Below are 19,399 nucleotides of genomic sequence, written 5' to 3'. Positions count from 1 at the left end.
GATGAGGAACGGCCTTGGGCTCGCCGGAAAATTGGCGCACGCCTTCAGCGATTCTAAACTCACTCCGCTGCTGATGGCGGCGGCGATCCTGCTGGGCGCGGGCGCGACGTGGCTTCTGCCCCGCGAAGAGGAGCCGCAGATCGTCGTCCCCATGATCGACATCTTCGTCCAGATGCCCGGCGCATCCGCGCGCGAAGTGGAAGAGCGCGTGACCAAGCCGATGGAGAAACTGCTCTGGGAGATCCCCGGCGTCGAGTACATCTATTCGACCTCGGCTCCGGGATATGCACTGGCCATCGTTCGGTTTCGCGTGGGCGAAGACGAAGAGCGCAGCATCGTGCGGCTCAATCAGAAGATGTTCGCCAACTTCGATCTCATCCCCCCAGGAGCGAGCCCGCCGCTCATCAAGCCGCGCTCCATTGATGATGTGCCGATCCTGGCGCTCACGCTCTGGAGCGAACGCTACGATCACTTCACGCTGCGACGGTTAGCCGCTCAACTTCATGATCAGATCAAGGAGATCGAAGACGTCTCAGAGGTGAAGATCATCGGAGGACAGCGTCGGCAGGTGCGCGTGTTGCTCGATCCGGCGCGCCTGGCGGCTTATCATCTGGATCCCGCGCTCGTGGCGTGGCGCGTGGAGCAAGCGAATCAGCAACTGCCCGCGGGAAGTTTCTCCACGGGGAACCGAGAGCTTCTCGTCGAAACGGGCGGCTTCCTGCAAAACGCCGAGGACGTCAGCCGCATCGTCGTCGGGGTTTTCGGCGATCGTCCCGTATATCTGCGCGACGTTGCGCGGATCGTGGACGGACCGGAAGAGCCCGCCGACTACGTCCTCTTCGCGCATGGTCCGGCCGCCCGATTCAGTCATCAGCTCGGGACGACAGGAGGACCTCGCGAAGGGATCTGGCCAGCGGTCACGCTCTCCATTGCGAAGCGAAAGGGAACGAACGCCATTGAGATCGCGGATCGCGTGCTCGCGAAGGTCACGGCGTTGCGCGGGACGCTCATCCCGAACGATGTGCAGATCACCGTCACGCGCAATTACGGAGAGACGGCGACGGAGAAATCGAACGAACTGCTCTTCCACATGCTGATCGCCGTCCTCTCGGTCTCCGCGCTCATTGGACTGGCGCTCGGCCTGCGCGAAGCCGGGATCGTCGCCATCGCCATCCCGGTGACGCTCGCGCTCACGCTCGCCGTCTTCTACCTGTCCGGATACACGCTCAATCGAGTGACCCTGTTCGCCCTCATCTTCTCGATCGGCATCCTGGTGGATGATGCGATCGTCGTCGTTGAGAACATCATTCGCCACTACCGCTTGCCGGAGAATCGCGGTCGCCCGATCCGCGAGGTCATCGTGAGGGCCGTGGATGAGGTGGGAAATCCCACAATCCTGGCGACGCTCACCGTGATCGCGGCGATCCTGCCCATGGCCTTCGTCCGCGGATTGATGGGGCCTTATATGCGCCCGATCCCGATCGGGGCCTCGGCGGCCATGCTCTTCTCTCTGCTTGTGGCCTTCATCGTGACCCCATGGGCGAGTTTGCGCTTCCTCCCCCGCGAAGCCGGAGTGACGACGCACGAAGAGGGATGGACGACGCGCCTCTATCGCCGAGCGATGACCCCGCTGATCCACAATCGGCGCTGGCGCATAGGATTTCTCCTCGGCGTCCTCGTCTTGCTGCTCGCTTCGCTCGCGCTGCTGCCTCTGAAGGTCGTGCGCGTGAAGATGCTCCCCTTCGATAACAAAAGCGAGTTTCAAATCATCATCGACATGCCAGAGGGGACGACGCTGGAACACACGGCTCGCGTCACGCGGGAGATCGGCGAGTACTTGCGCACGGTGCCGGAAGTGACCGATCTGCAGATGTATATCGGGACGGCCGCCCCGCATAATTTCAATGGACTGGTGCGCCACTATTTCCTCCGGCGAGGGCCGAACGTGGCGGACATTCAGGTGAACCTCATGCCGAAAGGCGAGCGCGAGGCGCAAAGCCACGACATCGCGCGGCGCGTACGTCCGCCGATTCAGGAGATCGCCGCGCGATACGGGGCGCGGGTGAAGATCGCCGAAGTCCCTCCGGGCCCCCCCGTGTTGCAAACGCTCGTCGCCGAAGTCTACGGCCCCGATTACACGCGCCAGATCGAAATCGCGCGCCAGATCCGCGAACTCTTCGAGCGCACGCCGGGCGTCGTGGATGTGGACTGGTTCGTCGAGGATGATCAGCCCAAATATCGCTTCGTCGTGGACAAAGAGAAAGCGGCCCTCAATGGGATCTCAACCGAGCAGGTCACGCGAACCCTGCGATTGGCGTTGGAGGGGCTCCCCGTCGGCCTGCTCCATCAGGCATCGGAGAAGGAAGACGTGCCGATCGTCCTCCGTTTGCCTCGCGAGGAGCGCTCCAGTTTGACCGACTTGCTCTCGTTGAAACTCGCGGGAGCGACAGGCCGGCTCGTTCCCCTCAGCGAACTGGTGCGGGTTGAAGAGGTCGTAGCCGACAAGAGCATTTACCATAAGAACCTGATGCCCGTCGTCTATGTGACCGCCGACGTGGCGGGCGAAGAGGAGAGTCCGGTCTACGCCATCCTGAAGCTCAACCGCGCCATCGAGGAATTGCGTCTCCCCGAAGGATATCGGCTCGAACGTTACGTCGCGCGCCAACCGTTCCTCGCCGATCGCTACGCGATGAAGTGGGATGGAGAATGGCACATCACCTACGAAGTCTTCCGCGATCTCGGCTTGGCCTTCGCCGCCGTCCTCGTGCTCATTTATATCCTCGTGGTCGGATGGTTCCAATCCTTCAAGACCCCGCTCACGATCATGGCCGCTATCCCCTTCTCCCTCGTGGGGATCTTGCCGGCGCACGCGGCGCTCAATGCCTTCTTCACCGCCACCTCGATGATCGGCTTCATCGCAGGGGCGGGTATCGTCGTGCGGAATTCCATCATCCTCGTCGACTTCATCGAGCTTCGACGGCGACAGGGCGTCCCCCTAGCCGAAGCCGTGATCGAAGCGGGCGCCGTGCGCTTCCGTCCCATGATGTTGACGGCGGCGGCTGTTGTCGTCGGCTCAGCCGTCATTCTCTTCGATCCCATCTTTCAAGGGCTCGCCCTCTCGCTCATGGCCGGCGAGGTGGCGTCGCTCTTGCTCTCGCGCATGGCCGTGCCCGTGCTTTATTACCTGAGCGAGCAGCGCGCGCTTGAGCGACCGGCGGGAGAGCCCACGGGGCTTGGCGAGACGAGAATGGAGGCAACCTATGACCACTGATTCCACGGCCATCTTTCCCCCACGACGTATCCTCTGTCCGACGGATTTCAGCGAGCTAGCGACGTTCGCCCTCCGGTACGCGGCGGAACTAGCCCGCTGCTCGAAGGCCTCGCTACTGGTGATGCATGCCGATCCTTTCCTCCCCCCTCCTTATCTCACGGCGGGACAGTTCGAGGAAATGCTCCAAGCCCTGGAGCGCACGAAGGCGGCGACGCGTCGCTATCTCACCGAATACGTGCGAAACGTCGTGGGGACGGAGCCCGATGTGGAACCCCTGCTCGTGGAGGACACCCCTGCGCGAGCGATTCTCGAAACCGCTCGGCAACGCGAGGCCGACCTGATCGTCATGGGCACTCATGGACGCAGCGGACTGAGCCGCGTGATGCTCGGTTCGGTCACCGAGCGCGTTCTGAGAGAGAGCGACCGACCCGTGCTGACCATTCGATACAAGGCAGAGGCATTGCCGACCCCCCACGTCTCCGTCCGGCATCTCCTATGCCCAGTGAATTACACGCCCATCGCGCGCACGGCCCTGCAGCATGCCGTCGCCATCGCCCGGTGCTTTAACGCGGAACTCACGGTCGTGCACGTTTTGGAGGACGAGGCACAAAAAGCCTCCGACCGGGAGGCGCTCGCTCGCCTCTGCGAATGGGTTCCGGAAGACGTACGCGCGCACTGCCAAATGAAAGAGCTCATCCGACGCGGGAATGCCGCGGAGCAAATCATCGAGACGGCGCGCGCCCTCGGAAGCGATATGATCGTCCTGGGAGCCCATCATAAGCGCTTCTTCGACGCAACCGTGATCGGGACGACGACCGTGCGCGTCACCCGACATGCGCCCTGCCCCGTGCTCGTCGTCCCGGGTCGGGAATGAAGAGATTCAAGAGCCCACAAAACAAGCGGCACGCAGCCGCTCGGGAAGACACTCGGGGGAAGAAACTCAATGCGACGATCGTCGCAGTGTCCTCACTCTCCCATCTCGCGCTTCAGGCGACGGCGCAGCCGCTTTCTCGCCAATGCCTCCTTCAATCGCCGCTTCTCGCCCGGCTTCAGGTAGAAGGAATGCTTCTTGATCTCTTTGATGATGTCCTCCTGCTGCACCTTCCGCTTGAAGCGCCGAAGAGCGCTCTCGATGGACTCTCCTTCGTTGACGATGATCAGCGCCACTCTCTCCCTCCTCAAAACCCTTCGTTTGCAAGGGAAACTTATATCAGCTCCATCTCCGCTCTGTCAAGAAAATCCCCGTCGCAAGATGGGCCATGTGCCCCAAAAGCTCTCGGCGAGTCCGCTGAGAGCACCTCGTCTGACGCGACGGCCTTTCGGCCAGACATGCCCTCGCCAGCGTTGGCGCGAGATCCGAGAAAGATCGTTGCCTTTCCCTACTACGCCCATACCGCTCCCTGGCCCTGAAGAATCACGAGGGTTCGACAGACAGGGAGAGAGAGTCCGCTTCCCTATAGCGGAATTGACCGCCCTAATCAAGAGGAGAGCATGCTACGCTCATTGACACGACGCCGCATGATCTCTGACCCGCCACGAGAATGGCCGGTCACTGGCTCTCAATCCAAGCTCGAGTCCGAATTTTGTTGTCGTCTCACACCGGATGGCTCACAGGGCATATGCCCCGTGACGTGGTGCCCACCCCTGGGAGCGCGTGAACCACCACCACGAAGGTGAACGATGAACAAGCGACTGGCTCTCGCATTCTGAGAATCTCCTGGCGCGATTGTAGAGCGCTCGGCGAACAATGCCGATCTCCGCGAAGATTCGCATTCCCGGTTTTGATTCGATGCCTATCTATTGACAAATCCTCCCGTCCTGCCTTACTCTCAGCGCCTCATGAACGTCTATCTTGGCGTCGTCTTAGTGTATTTGACTTTTCTGACCGGCGTCAGCCTCTACGCCTCGCGCATCGTCAGGACTGAGGTTGATTTCATGGTCGCCGGGCGGAAACTGAGCGCGCCAGTGCTCGTCGGCACGCTGCTGGCGACGTGGATCGGCTCGGGCTCGATCATCGCAGGAGCGGGCTTGGCTTACCGCGAAGGCTTCGCCGCGCTATGGTTTGACGCGGGCGTGTGGGTCGCCCTCATCGTGATCTACTTCATCGCAGGCCGAGCGCGAAAGCTCGAACAGTTGACCGTCCCCGATGTCCTCGAATTGCGCTACAACCGATGGGCGCGGCTTCTGGGCACGCTCGTGACGATCGTCGCCTATACGGTGATCGCCTCATATCAATTCCGCGCGGGTGGATTAGTTCTGAACATCGTCACCGGCCTCGATCCGGGGACGGGCACGCTCATCACCTTCCTCTTCGTGACGGCGTTCACGGCGACGGCGGGCTTGCTCTCGATCGCCTACACGGACATCTTCAACGGCATCTTGATGCTCGGAGGCATCTTCTTCGCCTATCCATTCCTCATCGCTCGCGCGGGCGGATGGGAAGGCGTGCGAGAGCGTCTGACGGCCCATTGGGGGGAAGCTATCGCCGCCGAACGCTTGAGCCTCATGGGGCGCTTCACCGTGACGGAAGCGCTCGCGTATGCGCTGCCAACGCTGCTACTGATGCTCGGTCTGGCCAACATGTATCAGCGCTTCTTCTCCGCTCGCGATGCTCGCGCCGCTCGTCACGCCGTCGTCGGATGGATCATCGGGACGGTGTTCATCGAGACGATGATCATCGTGCTCGCCGTCATCGGCTCGAGCCTTTTCCCCGAGCTGGCGGCGGGACGAAGCGAGCAAGTGCTCCTGTACGCGGCGCGCGAAGGCCTTCCCGTGGTGGCCGGCTGCGTCTTGCTGGCGGCGGCCGTCGCCATCATCGTCTCCACCGGGGATAGCTTCCTCCTGGTTCCCGCCACCAATATCGTTCGAGACATCTATCAGCGATTCCTCAATCCGCACGCGACCGAGCGGCAGATCGTGCTCTACTCCCGCCTCGCGGTCATCGCCTTGGGCGTCGCGGGGTACATCCTCATCCAATTTTTCGAGACCGTGCTTCGAGCCGCGCTCTTCTCCTACACGATGTACGGCGTGGGGATCACGCCAGCGCTTTTGGCCTGCTTCCTCTGGAAGCGCGCCACAACAACCGGTGGCATCGCTTCCATCCTCGGCGGGATGCTCGTGACGCTCATTTGGCATTTCGCTGGCCTCACCGAGCGGACGGGGATCGAGACGATCTATCCGGCGCTAGCGATCTCGCTGCTCGGTCTGATCGTGGGCAGCCTGCTCACCCCGCCCCCGCCCGAGGAAAAGTGGAAACCGTTCTTCCAATGAACCCGCCGCGCGCCGCTGAATGTGCTACACTATCCCTTATGATGCGGGCGCGTGACAAAAGGAGCGTGAGCGGCGCTGTCCTCGCGCTACTCTGGGGGTATCTTCTCTGCCCTTCGCTGGGGCAGCAAAAGCCTCCCGTGCCGACTCCGCCCCCGTCGGAACAGGAAGCGACCGTCTCTTTGGAGAGCACCTTGGTGGACGTCATCTTCACCGTCACCGACGAACGAAACCGACCGATCACCGACCTGACGCGCGATGACGTGCGCATCTTGGAGGATGGTGTGGAGCAGCGGATCGAATTCTTCGGGCGGACCCAGGATCTGCCGATGCTCGTCGCTCTGGCTGTGGATTTCAGCGGGAGTCAGGAATTCAATTGGCCAAAAGAGCGGGCGGCAGCCGAGCGCTTTTTCTCCCGATTCTTCCGCTGGGGGAAGGACTATGCCGCGCTCCTCACGTTCCGCAGCGCGACGTATCTCCACTGCGGCCTGACGAGCAACGAAGGCCGATTGCAAGAGGCCCTGCGAAGGCTCGTGCGCGAGGACACGGGATACGCAAGTCAGGGGACGGCTCTCTACGACGCGGCCTATATCGCCATCGAGGAAGTCCTCGACGGCACGATGGGACGACGCCTGCTCAATCGCTATGACCATCGCGTTCGGCGCGCTCTCATCCTCATCACCGACGGTCACGATACGAGCAGTCGACGATCCGAACAAGAAGTGATCGCGCGAGCGCAGCGCGCCGGCATTCTGATCTACGCCATCGGCTTGAGCGATTCCTTCCGCTTCGCGGATGTCAACGCGCGCACCCTCGATGCCCTCACCACGCTGACGGGCGGACGCGCGTATTATCCGGAGAATGAACGCGCACTTGAGGAGGCGTTCCACCGTATCGCCGAGGATTTGAGCAGTCAGTTTCTGGCCGCCTATTATCCGACGAACACCGCGCGCGATGGGAGCTTTCGCCGCCTCCACGTGCAGATCATCGGGCGCCCCAACCTAACCGTGCGCCATCGCGCGGGATACTTCGCGCCGAAAGCCCCGTAGCGCGTGGAAAGGAGCAGTGCGATGACGCGATGGCCATTGATCATCTGGGCTCTCTGGATCCCCCTTCATGCCGGGACGTTCGCCCAAGAGCGGAGCGACTTCGTCTTTCGCGCGACGGCGGCGACGTTCCCCTCCGATCGCAAGGTCGAGCTGAGATTGCGCGGGACGACGCGCTACAGTCGCACCTCGGGCACGGCGACAGTCCATTATAAGGATGGGATCGCGCGACTCACGATCACAGTGAAGGACCTCGATCCGCCGACCCATCGACAATACACGACGTACGTCTTCTGGGCCGTCACGCCCGAAGGGCTTGTGGAGAACATCGGAGAATTTCGTCCGCGAAAGACGAGCATCCTTCGCATCTTCGCGCGCTCGTGGGGAGGAACGATCGAGACGGCGACGCGGCATCGCACATTCTGTCTGGTGATGACAGCCGAACCGCATTTCCTCGTGGAAGCTCCGAGCCGCGAAGTCGTGCTGGCGAGCCTCCCTCCCGATGAGAAAGAGGGATTGGAGACCGAGCCCGTAGAAGTCCACTTTCGTGGCGATATCGGCATGGAGAGCGTTCCCTGGCGAGAGGAGCGCGTGAGCACGGAGCGCGACCGCGAGATGCCGGTCGAGCTGCTCGAAGCGCGGCGCGCGTTGGACCTCATCCGATTCTTCCGAGTCAGCGAACACGCCGATCAGGAGGCTCGCCGAGCGGAAGCGCTTTTGGAGGAAGCCGAGCGCGCTTTCGAGCGCGGTTTCGACGAGCGGGCAGCCATTCTGGCGCGGCGCGCCATCGTCATGTCGGAGATCGCGCGCCGACTCGCTCGCGAACGGCGAGAAGCTGCCGAACAACGACAGCGCGAGATGGCGCTCGCCGATCTGGACGATCAGGTGAAGGAGCTGCGCGAGAATCTCAACCGCATCACCATCGAGCGCGATGAACTCCGCCGACAGTTGGAGGAGCGCGAGCGCGACCTCCGCGACATGCACGCTCAGCTCGAAGGGGTACGCGCGGCGCTCGCGCAAGCGGAACGACGCGCGGCTCAAAGTGCCGAATCCGAGAGACGCTATCGAGAGGAGATCGAGCGACTCTCTCGACAGCTCATCGAGGAGCAAACGCGGGCGAGAACCCTCGCGGAAGAATTGCGCGTCCTGCGCTTGAGCAGCATCTCCATCAACGAGCATCGCGCGAAACTGGCCCTCGCGCGCGTCGCGGAGACGCGCGACGAGGACGATCGCTTCATCCTCGTCTTGCCGAACGAGGAGCTTTTCGTCCCGACCCGAACGCCGGGTACACCGCAGCTCAGGCGGGATGTCTTACCGAAGCTCGATTACATCGCCACGATCCTGGCGACGTTCTCCTTGGGGACCTATGTGATCGAAGGACACGTGAGTGGGCCCGGATCGCCGGAGCGACTCAAGGCGCTCTCGGAGGCAAACGCCGCGGCCGTCGCCGCCTACCTTATGTCCAAAGGCGTGCCGAGCGAATTGCTGAAGCCGATCGGTCGAGGTGCGGAAGCCCCTCTGGAGAAAGGGACGGCTCCCCGCGCGCATCGCCGCAATCAACGCGTCGAGATCATCATCTCGTCTCCAAGCTCGACGAGCTCACCCTCACGCCCCACTTCCAGCGCGGGAGTGAGATGACCCTCGAGCCTCACGGTGAGGTGATCACGCGGAGGAGGCTCCCGTCATCCACCCTCCAGAGGCGAATCGTTCGATCCCTCCCGCTCGAAGCCATGAAGGTTCCATCTGGCGAGAACGCCACATCGAACACCTCACCCGCATGAGCGGAGATCGTTCGAACGAGCGTCCCATCGGAAAGACGCCACAGACGAATCGTCCGATCATCACTGGCGGAAGCCAGGAGCGTCCCATCCGGGGAGAAAGCCAGAGCGTTCACCGACCCCGTGTGCCCCTCCAGCGTCATCACGAGCGTCCGCTCTCGCCGTTTCCAAATCTTGATCGCCCGGTCCGCTCCCGCCGAAGCCAACCATTCGCCATCGGGAGAGAGCGCGAGCGCGAAGATGCGATCCCGATGAGCCGGAAGTGCCTCGAGCGCGCGCCCATCCGGAAAACTCCAGAAGCGAATGAAGCCATCGAAGCCCGCCGAGATCAGTTCACGCTCATCCGGTGTCAGAACGAGCGCTTCCACGGGCGCTCGATGTCCCCGCAGGATCCGCAGTGAAGGGTTCTCACCGACGCGCCAAATGCGAATCTCGTAATCCGAGCTGGCCGAGGCCATCAATTTCTCATCGGCCGTGAAGACGATCGAATTGATCCCCATCTGATGGCCGACTTTGGTCACGATGAGCTGTCCATCGGAGACTCGATGAAGATGGAAATTTTCGTCCAGACTCCCGGACGCCAATAATGTCCCCGAGGGTGAGAACGCGACGAACACCGTCGGACCAATATGCCCCCAGAAAGACCGAACGAAGCTCCCATCCGCGATGCGGAAGAGCAAGGCCCATCCGTACTCTCCCGTCGTGGCGATGAATCGCCCATCGGGCGAAAAGGCGAGACTGCGACCTGTGATGATCGGTCGAAGCGCCGATTGCGCTCGAGACGCTTCATCGCCTTTCGGGAAAGGCAGTGGAACAAGCATGAGCCCCATGAGACACAAGACGCGCACGTTTTTCAGAACGATCTTCTGTCTCCACATGCGTTCATCTCCCCCGCTTGTGTTCTCAGTGAGGTGGGTGAGCTTACAGGGTTCGATGGGCATTGTCAATATGACCGACATGCACATTCTGGCAAGTGCCTTCCGCATTGTGAGGGGAAAAGGGACGCGGATACAATAAGGATCTATGGCGCGGCGGCTCTTCCTGGTGGATGGCATGTCCAACGTCTTTCGCGCTTACTACGCGATTCGCGGTCTGGCCACGTCGCGCGGTCTCCCCACCAATGCCATCTACGGCTTCACGACCATGCTCCGCAAGCTCATCGTCGAGGAGAAGCCCGATTATCTCGCCGTCGTCTTCGATACGAGAGAACCGACGTTCCGACACGAGATCTTCCCCCAATATAAAGCCAATCGCGCGGAGATGCCCGACGATCTCGCGCTGCAACTCCCGTACATCCACAAAGTGTGCGAGGCATTGGGCGTTCCCATCCTCGCGATTCCCGGTTACGAAGCCGACGATGTCATCGGCACGCTCGCCCGACGCGCCGCGGATCAAGGGATGGAGGTCGTCATCGTCTCCAACGATAAAGATCTCTGCCAGTTGGTGGACAAGAACATCCGCATCCTCAAGGCCGATCGCCAGACCTACGTGTACTACGATGAGAAGGGCGTCGAGGAACGATTAGGGGTGAGACCGGATCAGGTCGTCGACCTGCTCGCCCTTTGGGGCGATGCGACGGACAACGTCCCCGGAGCTCCAGGCATCGGCGAGAAAGGCGCCATCCAAATCATTCGCCAGTTCGGCACGCTCGAACGCGCGCTCGCCAACTGGGAGAACGTCGAGAAGAAGTCCTATCGGGAATCGCTTCGCGACCATCGCGATCTCATCCTCACCTCGCGCGAGCTGGTGAGGATTCGGACCGATCTCCCCCTGGAGATCGATCTGGAGGATTTGCGGTATCGGGGTCCCGATGCGCATCGCACTTATGAGGTGTTCACCGAACTCGAGTTCGCCTCTCTGCTCAAAGACCTCGTGGATGCGGAGAAGATCGCCGCCGAGAAAGCCCCGAGAGTCGTCGTCCGAGAGATCGCCGGAGATTATCTCCAGCTTTCGGACGAACCCGCACTTCGAAAATGGATGGAGCGCGTGTGGGCGGTGGACCGCTTCGCCTTCTCCCTCGCGTTTTCGGAGGGGAGCATTCGAGGCCTCGCCCTAGCGCTCGATCCCCATGCGGCCGTCTACGTGGATCTCGCGACGTTGCCGGCCGCGTGGGACATCATGCGCGAGATCTTCGAGAATGGATTGCTCGCCAAAAGCACACATGACGCGAAATCGGCATGGAAAGTTTTCGCCGCACAGGGGATCGAGCCGGAGGGCGTTCTCGACGATGTCATGATCGCCGCCTGGCTCCTCGAACCAAATCGTGGCAAATATGATCTTCGCGCGCTCGCCCGTGAATACCTGCGCATCGAATGGGACGAAGAATCCACACTTTGGAGAGCGAAGGCTCGGGAAGCGGATGTGATCCTTCGCCTGCAGAACGTGCTGATGAAGAAACTCACCGAGATGGAGCTTGAGCGCGTCTACCGCGAGATCGAACTCCCGCTCATCGGGATCCTGGCGGAGATGGAACGGATCGGCATTAAAGTGGACGTCGAGGGGCTCCGAGAAGCTTCGGAAGAGCTGGAGCGCGAGATCGAGGCACTCACGCGGCGCATCCATCACACGGCGGGACGCGAGTTCAACATCAATTCGCCGCAACAGGTGGGAGAAGTCTTAGAAGCCCTCGGATTGGTTGTCACGCGACGGACTAAGAAGACGGGGCGTATCTCGACGAGCGCCGACGTGCTAGAGGAATTGGCCGAGGAGCACGAACTGCCCCGCCTGATCCTCGAATATCGCGAGCTGGTGAAGTTGAAGGGGACTTACATTGATGCCCTTCCTCGGCTCGTGGATCCCACGACCGGGCGCGTGCACACGACGTTCAACCAAACGGGAACAGCGACGGGGCGGCTCTCTTCCTCCTCCCCTAATCTGCAGAACATTCCGGTGCGCACGCCCTTGGGCCGTCGCATTCGCCGGGCTTTCATCGCCGAACCCGGATGGTTCCTACTCTCGGCCGACTATTCCCAAATCGAACTGCGCCTCCTGGCTCACATCACGGGCGATCCGGAGATGACGGAAGCCTTCCGGCGCGGCCTCGACATCCATGCGCACGTCGCTCGAACGATCTTCGGCGCGCAAACGCCCGAACAGGAGCAAGAACTGCGACGTCTGGCCAAGATCGTCAATTTCGGCATCGCCTACAGCATCGGAGCCTTCGGCTTGGCGCAACGCACGGGCCTCTCGCGTCGAGAAGCCCAACGCGTGATCGAGAACTACTATCGCACGTATCGCGGCGTCCGCCGGTTCATGGAGGAGACGCCCGAACAAGCGCGGCGAACCGGATACGTGCGCACGCTCTTCGGGCGCATCCGCCCGATCCCGGATATCGCCAATAAGAACCCGAGCTTACGCGCCCGCGCCGAACGCGAGGCGATCAACGCTCCGATCCAAGGGACAGCCGCGGATCTGGTGAAACTCGCGATGATCCGCGTCCATCAGGCGTTGCGAAGACATGGCTTGAGGAGCCGCCTCTTGCTCCAGGTCCACGATGAATTGCTCTTTGAGGTTCCCGAAGACGAACAGACGATCGTCCCATCGTTGGTCAAGACCGAGATGGAAAACGTACACCGCTTGACCGTCCCCCTCGTCGTCGAGATCGGCATGGGACGCAATTGGATGGAGGCAAAAGGGGACTAGGCGAAATCACTTGATCTCACTCGGCGGGCGCCGGTCGCATGGCCGCGAACTCTCAGGAATGAACACTCTCGGGGAACCGGCCATAGAGCCATGTCAGCTCCCGCAACCGCTCACGAATCTCGCGCGTCAACGCCTCACGACGGAATCGCCATCGCCAATTCCCCGTCGGTCGCGCTGGGCGATTCATGCGCGCCTCGCTTCCCAATCCGAGCACATCTTGAAGGGGAATGATCGCGATGTCGGCCACCGATCCGAGCGCCGCACGGATGAACGCCCAGTGCACAGGCCGACCGTCGAGATCAAGATACCGGCAGGCGAATTCGCGCTCGCGCTGCGCCTGCTCCGGCGCGAGCGTGCTCTCCTCTTCGCTCCACCACCCGAGGATCGTATTGTTATCATGCGTGCCCGTGTAGACGACGAGATCGCGTTCATGATTATGCGGCAGGAATGACGACGTGCGCGGATCGCCGCCGAACGCGAATTGGAGGACAGCCATACCAGGGAATCCGAAGCGCTTGCGAAGCGCTTCGACTTCGGGAGTGATCACGCCGAGATTCTCCGCCACGATGGGCAATTGGCCCAAAGCGCGCTCTAATGCCTCGAAGAACGCTTCAGCCGGACCTTTCACCCACCGGCCTCGCGCAGCCGTTCGCTCCGTCGCCGGAACCTCCCAATACGCCTCGAATCCGCGAAAATGATCGAGTCGAATGATGTCCACCAGTCGCAACATCCATCGCACGCGAGCGATCCACCACGCGTATCCCGAACGGGCCATGACGTCCCACCGATAGATGGGGTTCCCCCACAATTGCCCCGTCTCGCTGAAATAATCCGGCGGGACTCCGGCGACGACCGTGGGATTACCCCGTTCGTCCAGATGGAACAGCTCGCGATGCGCCCAAACGTCGGCACTGTCATGGGCGACATAAATCGGAAGATCGCCCATGATCCAAATGCCGCGCTCCCGACAGTAGGCGCGCAGCGCGTCCCATTGGCGAAAGAATTGAAACTCCCAATATTTCCGCATCGCGATCTCATCGGCTAACGCCTCCCGCCATTGCGCCAGAGCCTCCGGCTCTCGATGGGCGATTGGAGGATCCCACTCGGTCCAAATCGCCCCACCATGAGCGGCTTTAACGGCCATGAAAAGCGCATAGTCCTCAAGCCACCATGCGTTCTCCCGACAAAAGGCCTCAAACGCCTCGCGCTCTCGATCCGATGCGCGTGCCTGGAATAGCTCGAAGGATGCGCGCAACCGCGCCATCTTGAACGGGATCACGCGCCCGTAATCCACCGTCTCCTCCGGGAAATCCGCGCCCTCGATGTCTGCGGGCAGGAGGAATCCTTCCTCAACCAGGCGTTCCAGGCTGATCAACAAAGGATTCCCCGCGAAGGCGGAGAAACACTGATACGGGGAGTCCCCATATCCCGTCGGACCGAGTGGGAGAATCGCCCAGATGCGCTGTCCCGTCTCGACCAGGAAATCCACGAACCGATATGCCTCCGGGCCGAGGTCTCCGATCCCACACCGACTCGGAAGCGACGTGATGTGCAGGAGGATGCCACTGGATCGCGGCCACCGCATAAGGGAAGAATGGTAAGAAGTGCTGCTCGTGTGCGACAAGCCCAAATGAGGCGTTCGTTCATCCAATCACATCGCAGCAGCCCCTATCGGGGGCGTTCCATAACCCGAAGGGACGCCGAGTCACGCCAACCGACATTGAAGTTCGCTTCGAGACAGTGTTATTCTCTCACCCCGGAGAGCGCGCGAACGCGAGGCGAACGAAGGAGGGAAGCGTCGTGGCGAATGTAGCCGTTGGCGAAATGCTTCCAGACGTCCGCTTGAGGAGCATATCGGGAGAGTGGGTGAGCCCCTCGGATTACCGCGGGCGTCGCGCGCTCGTCTTGGTGGTGCTCGGCGAGTCGCCGAACGCGGCTCTTCGGGAGCTCCTGATGGCGCTCGCGGATCGGTACGCGGAGGTCCGTCAAGAAGAGGCCGAGGTCCTCGCGATCGTCCCCGGTCCGCGCGAAGCGATGGAAGCGCTCGCTCGCGTGCGCTCCTTCCCCTTCCCCCTCTTGTGGGATGAAGACCGGCGGACTCAGCGCCTGTACGGTGCGATGGCGATCGGAGCGCTCTTCGTCGCTGACCGTTACGGCGAGATTTACTTCATCAGCAGGATCGAAGAAGGCGGAGCGCTCCCCTCTGTCGAGGACATCCTCTCGTGGATTCGCTTCACAGAAGCGCAATGTCCGGAATGAGGGGTCTCGGAGTGGCTGACGTAGCCGGGGGCTACGGGAGATGGGCAAGATAGAGTCGGCGCGCTGATTCCTCTCGAGAGCGTCTTTACCCCACCAGAGCTCGACGATGGAGGTCACTTCTTCTTTGAACGCTTCTGACCGCGAGGGATGAAGAAGGACGCGCTTTCCCCCGACGCATGAGGGGAAGAGGTCATTCCGAGCGATGGTTCGCTCGCAATCCGAAGAAGCGACGACACGGCTATTTCGCCGAATTGGATCAAAAGCCGCGGGCTCAGCGACCGTTATTGAAAATCGCGCGTCAGGAGAGGATCACGCGCGCCGCTGTCGCATGCGAACGGTCCGAAGGCGATTGAGCGCAGCGGCGATCTCATATCGGCGCGGGCGAGCGAAATTCCCGGGATGAGCATCGCCTCGCCGAAAGGGATCGAGCACCTCCAATCCCTCGCGTTCGAAGAGCTGTTCCAATTCATCCAAGATCTCGCGCACGGTGCGACGCCCATCCATGAACCGCTCTGCCGCACAGTGCAGCGCATAGCCAATCGCCCGCGTCTGGCTGATGTCCACGATTTGTTCCACGGCGCGGAGATCAATGACCGTCTCGCCGAAGAGGATGAGATCCACGGCCTTCGCTTCGATCTTCACCTCGCGACGTCCGCGCGACGGATCGAGACTCTCAGCTAGAGGAATACGCTCGATCAGTCGCTCAAGGGGCCGCGTGACTTCGCGGCGTCGCTCTGTGGGAAACGCGCGCGCAATGCGTCGCGCGTGCTGCGTCACATCCTCCGGCACGTACTCTCGCATCAAGATGACCGTATCGGCGACATCCAGATAATCCCCCGATCCCCCCATGACGAGGATCGTCGAGACGCCGAATCGCTCGTACAGCTCGCGCACGCGATCCACAAATGGCGTGATCGGCTCCAACTCCTTGGCGACGAGCGCCTGCATCCGCGCATCCCGCACCATGAAATTCGTCGCCGACGTGTCCTCATCAATGAGCAGCAATTGCGCTCCAGCTTCCAACGCTTCCAAGATGTTGGCCGCTTGACTCGTACTCCCGCTCGCATTCTCCGTCGAGAAGTCATCCGTGCGCTGCCCGTAGGGCAGCTCACCGATGAAGGGCGTCAGGTCTACACGCTCAATGCGTCGTCCATCTTCGGCGCGAATCGTAACGGCGTCATCGCGTGTGACGACGTATTCGCGCCCATCGCCCGGAATATGCGGATAAACACACCGCTCCAGCGCGCGCAACAGCGTGGACTTCCCGTGATACCCACCACCGACGATCAATGTCACCCCCTCAGGGATCCCCATCCCCGTGAGGACGTCTTGCGCGCGCCCGCCTTGAGAGATGGGATTCGGGACAGCGAACGTTACGCGCAAGGACTCAGGCGAACGAAAGGGAACCGCGCGTTCAAGAGGCAATTCGCTCACGCCGCTGCGGCGCGGCAGGATGGATCCATCGGCGACGAAAGCTACAAGCCGTCGCTCGCGAAGTTGTGCCCGAATCGCCTCCTGGTTCTCCACGCATTCGACGAAACGTCGACACTCCGACTGCGGGATCTCCGACCAGAACAAGCTCCGCCGCATGATCTCCGGGATTTCGCGACAGAGCATCTCCTCCGCTTGTCGCCCGAGCACGGTGCGTCCAGCCGCTGGCAGCCCCAATTGGAACCGGCACTCGATCCATTCGGGCCGCACGCGAACAGCCGTTCGCTCCAACACCTCTTGCCCGCCAGCATCCACCCGAATCAATCCACTCTTGCCCGAGCCCCGATGCCCGCGACTCACCACCTCAATGCTCTGACGCACCCGTCGCGCTAGGAAATCCTCAAGCGCTAAGCGGCGAACCGGCGTGCTATAAAGATCCATTGGGAACCCCGCGCAGCGCCCGTCCACGCGCACCCGCATCTTCGAGGGAGGAGCGAACGGATCGCCTTGCACGTGATCGATGTAGAGCACCCAACCGGATCCCTCGTAGGCCCCTTCGATCTCTTCGTACGCCTTGTATCCCCGCCCGTCCAATCTGTTGAGCAATCGCCGCAGTTCCTCCAACGTTCGCATTCCGCGTCCTCCTTCCAGGAGAGCCTTTCAAAGGACGAAATTTTGACTGCAAACGCTTCCGTCGGTCAACGAGGTGCGCCTGCTCATCATCCCGTATAATCGCCGTTCCCCTTGACAAACTATTTTTTGGCCTCTAGTATGAGAGACGATTCATGTGTCACGCGATGCTTATGGAGCGAGACGATGCCAACGGTCACGGTGAACGACCTCAAGATTTTCTACATGGAGCAAGGATGCGGAGAGGCGGTCGTCTTCCTTCCTGGCCTCGGAGGAGATCACTTTCTCTGGCACCGCCAGGTCCCGGCCTTCGCGGCGCACTTCCGAGCTATCGCCATGGACAATCGCGGCGCGGGCCAGTCGGACCAACCGGACGTCCCCTACTCGATTGAGCAGATGGCCGACGATGTGGCCGGATTGCTGGACGCCCTCGGAATCGAGCGATCCCATGTCGTCGGAGCTTCCATGGGGGGGTTCATCGCGCAGATGTTCGCCCTGCGCCATCCCCATCGCTTGAACCGATTGATCCTTTGCGGCACGTCCTTTGGGGGTCCGAATGTGATTCCTATGCCCCCCGAAAGCTTGGCCGTCTTCGCCTATCGGACCGGCGATCCGGAGACCGATCTGCGACGGGTGTGGACGGTCTCGGTGACGGAGCAATTTCTCCGCGAGCACCCTGAGGTGCTGGAGGAATATGTGGCCTGGCGCGTGGCTCACCCACAGTCGCCTCATGCCTATCAACGCCAATTGGCGGCGGCTCTAGCCTTCGATCTCGAGGGACGAGTTCACGAGATTCACGCCCCCACCTTGATTGCTCATGGAGCGGAGGATCGGGTGGTCCCAGTGGAGAATGCTCGGCGTCTTCACGCCCGCATTCCTCATAGCCGCTTGGTGATCGTTCCGGAAGCGGGTCATCTCTTCTTCATTGAGCGAGCCGAAGCGTTCAATCGGATGGCGATCGCGTTCCTGAAAGGCGAGGAGATCTCCCCATGATCCGAGTCGCTGATTGGCTGGCAAAGCGAGCCAGCCTCTCCCCGAATCGCATCGCTCTGATCGAAGCTGCTACTGGGCGACGAATTTCCTATGCCGAGTGGAACGCGCGGGCTAATCGCGCCGCCCATGCTTTGCAAGCCTTAGGACTTCGCAAGTGGGATCTGCTGGCGATCCTTTCGACCAATCGGCTGGAATATCTGGATGTGCTCTTTGCGTGCCAGAAGAGCGGCGCGATCCTTCAGGCTCTGAATTTCCGACTGGCGATTCCTGAACTCCAAGCCCTGCTGCAGGACATCCCGCCTCGCGCGCTGATCTACAGCGGAGATCTCGCGGAGAAAGCCGCGGCATTGGAGGAAGCCGCTCCAGTGATGATCGCCTTAGACGAGCCCGTTCGGAGCACTCACCAGCGATGGTCGGACCTACAAGAGCGAGCGTCGGATCAGCCTCCGGCTCCAGTTTCTCTCGCTCCGGATGATCCATGGGTGTTGTGTTACACCGGAGGGACGACGGGCTTGCCGAAGGCCGCGATCCTCACGCACGGCACCATCACTTGGAACGCGATCAACACGGTGATGAGCTGGGGGCTGCGATCGGACGATGTCGCGATCTTGAACGCTCCTCTCTTTCACACCGGCGGCCTCAATGTCTTCACCACTCCACTGGTTCACATCGGCGGTACCTCCATTCTCTGCGCGACCTTTGATCCCGATCAGGTCTTCGACCTGCTAGAGCGGGAACGGGTCACGCTCTTCTTCGGCGTGCCGACAATGTTCATTCGCCTCCAGCAGCATCCTCGATGGGAGCGATCGGATTTCTCCCGGTGCCGCATCGTGATCAGCGGCGGCGCTCCATGCCCCATGCCAGTTTTCGAGCGCTTCTTTGAAAAAGGCGTCCCCTTCAAGACCGGCTACGGATTGACGGAGGCTGGGCCCAATAATTTCTGGCTCCCGGACGAAAAAACCCACCGCAAGCCAGGGTCGGTGGGCAGTCCGCTCTTCCACGTGGAAGTTCGAATAGTCCGCGAGGATCGCGACGTCGGGCCCGGCGAAGTGGGAGAGTTGTGGATCCGGGGTCCCCATGTG

The 19,399-nt window shown here is 61.5% G+C and carries 13 protein-coding genes; 9 read left to right on the top strand and 4 right to left on the bottom strand.

All coding sequences use genetic code 11. The features are described 5' to 3' along the window. Position 1 precedes the first annotated feature (1 nt). The gene (locus NZ746_07430) at positions 2–3,271 is read left to right on the top strand and encodes an efflux RND transporter permease subunit (GenBank protein MCS6817195.1); all 3,270 of its coding nucleotides are present in this window, start codon (positions 2–4) and stop codon (positions 3,269–3,271) included. Then, complete coding sequence (locus NZ746_07425; protein ID MCS6817194.1) at positions 3,261–4,145, top strand: universal stress protein; 885 nt, start codon at positions 3,261–3,263, stop codon at positions 4,143–4,145. The genes NZ746_07430 and NZ746_07425 overlap by 11 nt, the downstream gene beginning before the upstream one ends. 92 nt (positions 4,146–4,237) lie before the next feature. Here NZ746_07425 and rpsU read toward each other — a convergent pair whose 3' ends face one another. Continuing rightward, positions 4,238–4,438 (bottom strand): 30S ribosomal protein S21, encoded by a 201-nt coding sequence (gene rpsU / locus NZ746_07420; protein MCS6817193.1) that lies wholly within the window; start codon positions 4,436–4,438, stop codon positions 4,238–4,240. Positions 4,439–5,110: 672 nt separating this feature from the next. On the opposite strand from rpsU, the gene NZ746_07415 reads away from it, so the two are divergent. The 3 genes from NZ746_07415 to NZ746_07405 all read left to right on the top strand — a co-directional run bounded on the left by NZ746_07415 (position 5,111) and on the right by NZ746_07405 (position 9,222). After that, positions 5,111–6,541 carry a sodium:solute symporter family protein gene (locus NZ746_07415; GenBank protein MCS6817192.1) on the top strand — a complete coding sequence of 477 codons (1,431 nt, stop codon included), beginning with the start codon at positions 5,111–5,113 and terminating at the stop codon, positions 6,539–6,541. A gap of 65 nt (positions 6,542–6,606) precedes the next feature. Then, the gene (locus tag NZ746_07410) at positions 6,607–7,587 is read left to right on the top strand and encodes a VWA domain-containing protein (protein ID MCS6817191.1); all 981 of its coding nucleotides are present in this window, start codon (positions 6,607–6,609) and stop codon (positions 7,585–7,587) included. Positions 7,588–7,608: 21 nt separating this feature from the next. Then, positions 7,609–9,222 (top strand): OmpA family protein, encoded by a 1,614-nt coding sequence (locus NZ746_07405; protein ID MCS6817190.1) that lies wholly within the window; start codon positions 7,609–7,611, stop codon positions 9,220–9,222. A gap of 10 nt (positions 9,223–9,232) precedes the next feature. On the opposite strand, the gene NZ746_07400 is transcribed toward NZ746_07405, so the two are convergent. Beyond that, positions 9,233–10,240, bottom strand: coding sequence for a WD40 repeat domain-containing protein (locus tag NZ746_07400; protein ID MCS6817189.1), 1,008 nt, complete (start codon positions 10,238–10,240; stop codon positions 9,233–9,235). A gap of 145 nt (positions 10,241–10,385) precedes the next feature. Here NZ746_07400 and polA point away from each other — a divergent pair, with 145 nt between their 5' ends. After that, complete coding sequence (polA, locus tag NZ746_07395; GenBank protein ID MCS6817188.1) at positions 10,386–13,004, top strand: DNA polymerase I; 2,619 nt, start codon at positions 10,386–10,388, stop codon at positions 13,002–13,004. Positions 13,005–13,056: 52 nt separating this feature from the next. Here polA and malQ read toward each other — a convergent pair whose 3' ends face one another. Next, positions 13,057–14,589, bottom strand: coding sequence for a 4-alpha-glucanotransferase (malQ, locus tag NZ746_07390; GenBank protein ID MCS6817187.1), 1,533 nt, complete (start codon positions 14,587–14,589; stop codon positions 13,057–13,059). A 215-nt stretch (positions 14,590–14,804) separates the two neighbouring features. Here malQ and NZ746_07385 point away from each other — a divergent pair, with 215 nt between their 5' ends. After that, on the top strand, positions 14,805–15,263 hold the full coding sequence (locus NZ746_07385; GenBank protein ID MCS6817186.1) for a peroxiredoxin family protein: 459 nt from the start codon (positions 14,805–14,807) through the stop codon (positions 15,261–15,263). 309 nt (positions 15,264–15,572) lie between these two features. Here the strand turns inward: NZ746_07385 and NZ746_07380 are convergent, their stop codons facing one another. Further along, the gene (locus NZ746_07380) at positions 15,573–17,327 is read right to left on the bottom strand and encodes an ABC-ATPase domain-containing protein (protein ID MCS6817185.1); all 1,755 of its coding nucleotides are present in this window, start codon (positions 17,325–17,327) and stop codon (positions 15,573–15,575) included. 183 nt (positions 17,328–17,510) lie between these two features. Here NZ746_07380 and NZ746_07375 point away from each other — a divergent pair, with 183 nt between their 5' ends. Together NZ746_07375 and NZ746_07370 are read left to right on the top strand one after the other, a co-directional pair. Beyond that, complete coding sequence (locus tag NZ746_07375; protein ID MCS6817184.1) at positions 17,511–18,317, top strand: alpha/beta fold hydrolase; 807 nt, start codon at positions 17,511–17,513, stop codon at positions 18,315–18,317. Further along, a partial coding sequence (locus tag NZ746_07370) for an AMP-binding protein (protein MCS6817183.1) occupies positions 18,314–19,399 on the top strand: 1,086 nt, incomplete at its 3' end. The genes NZ746_07375 and NZ746_07370, both read left to right, overlap by 4 nt.

The sequence above is a fragment of the Blastocatellia bacterium genome (assembly GCA_025055075.1).
Taxonomy (GTDB): Bacteria; Acidobacteriota; Blastocatellia; order HR10; family HR10; genus HR10.
This window is presented reverse-complemented; position numbering and strand designations above follow the sequence as displayed.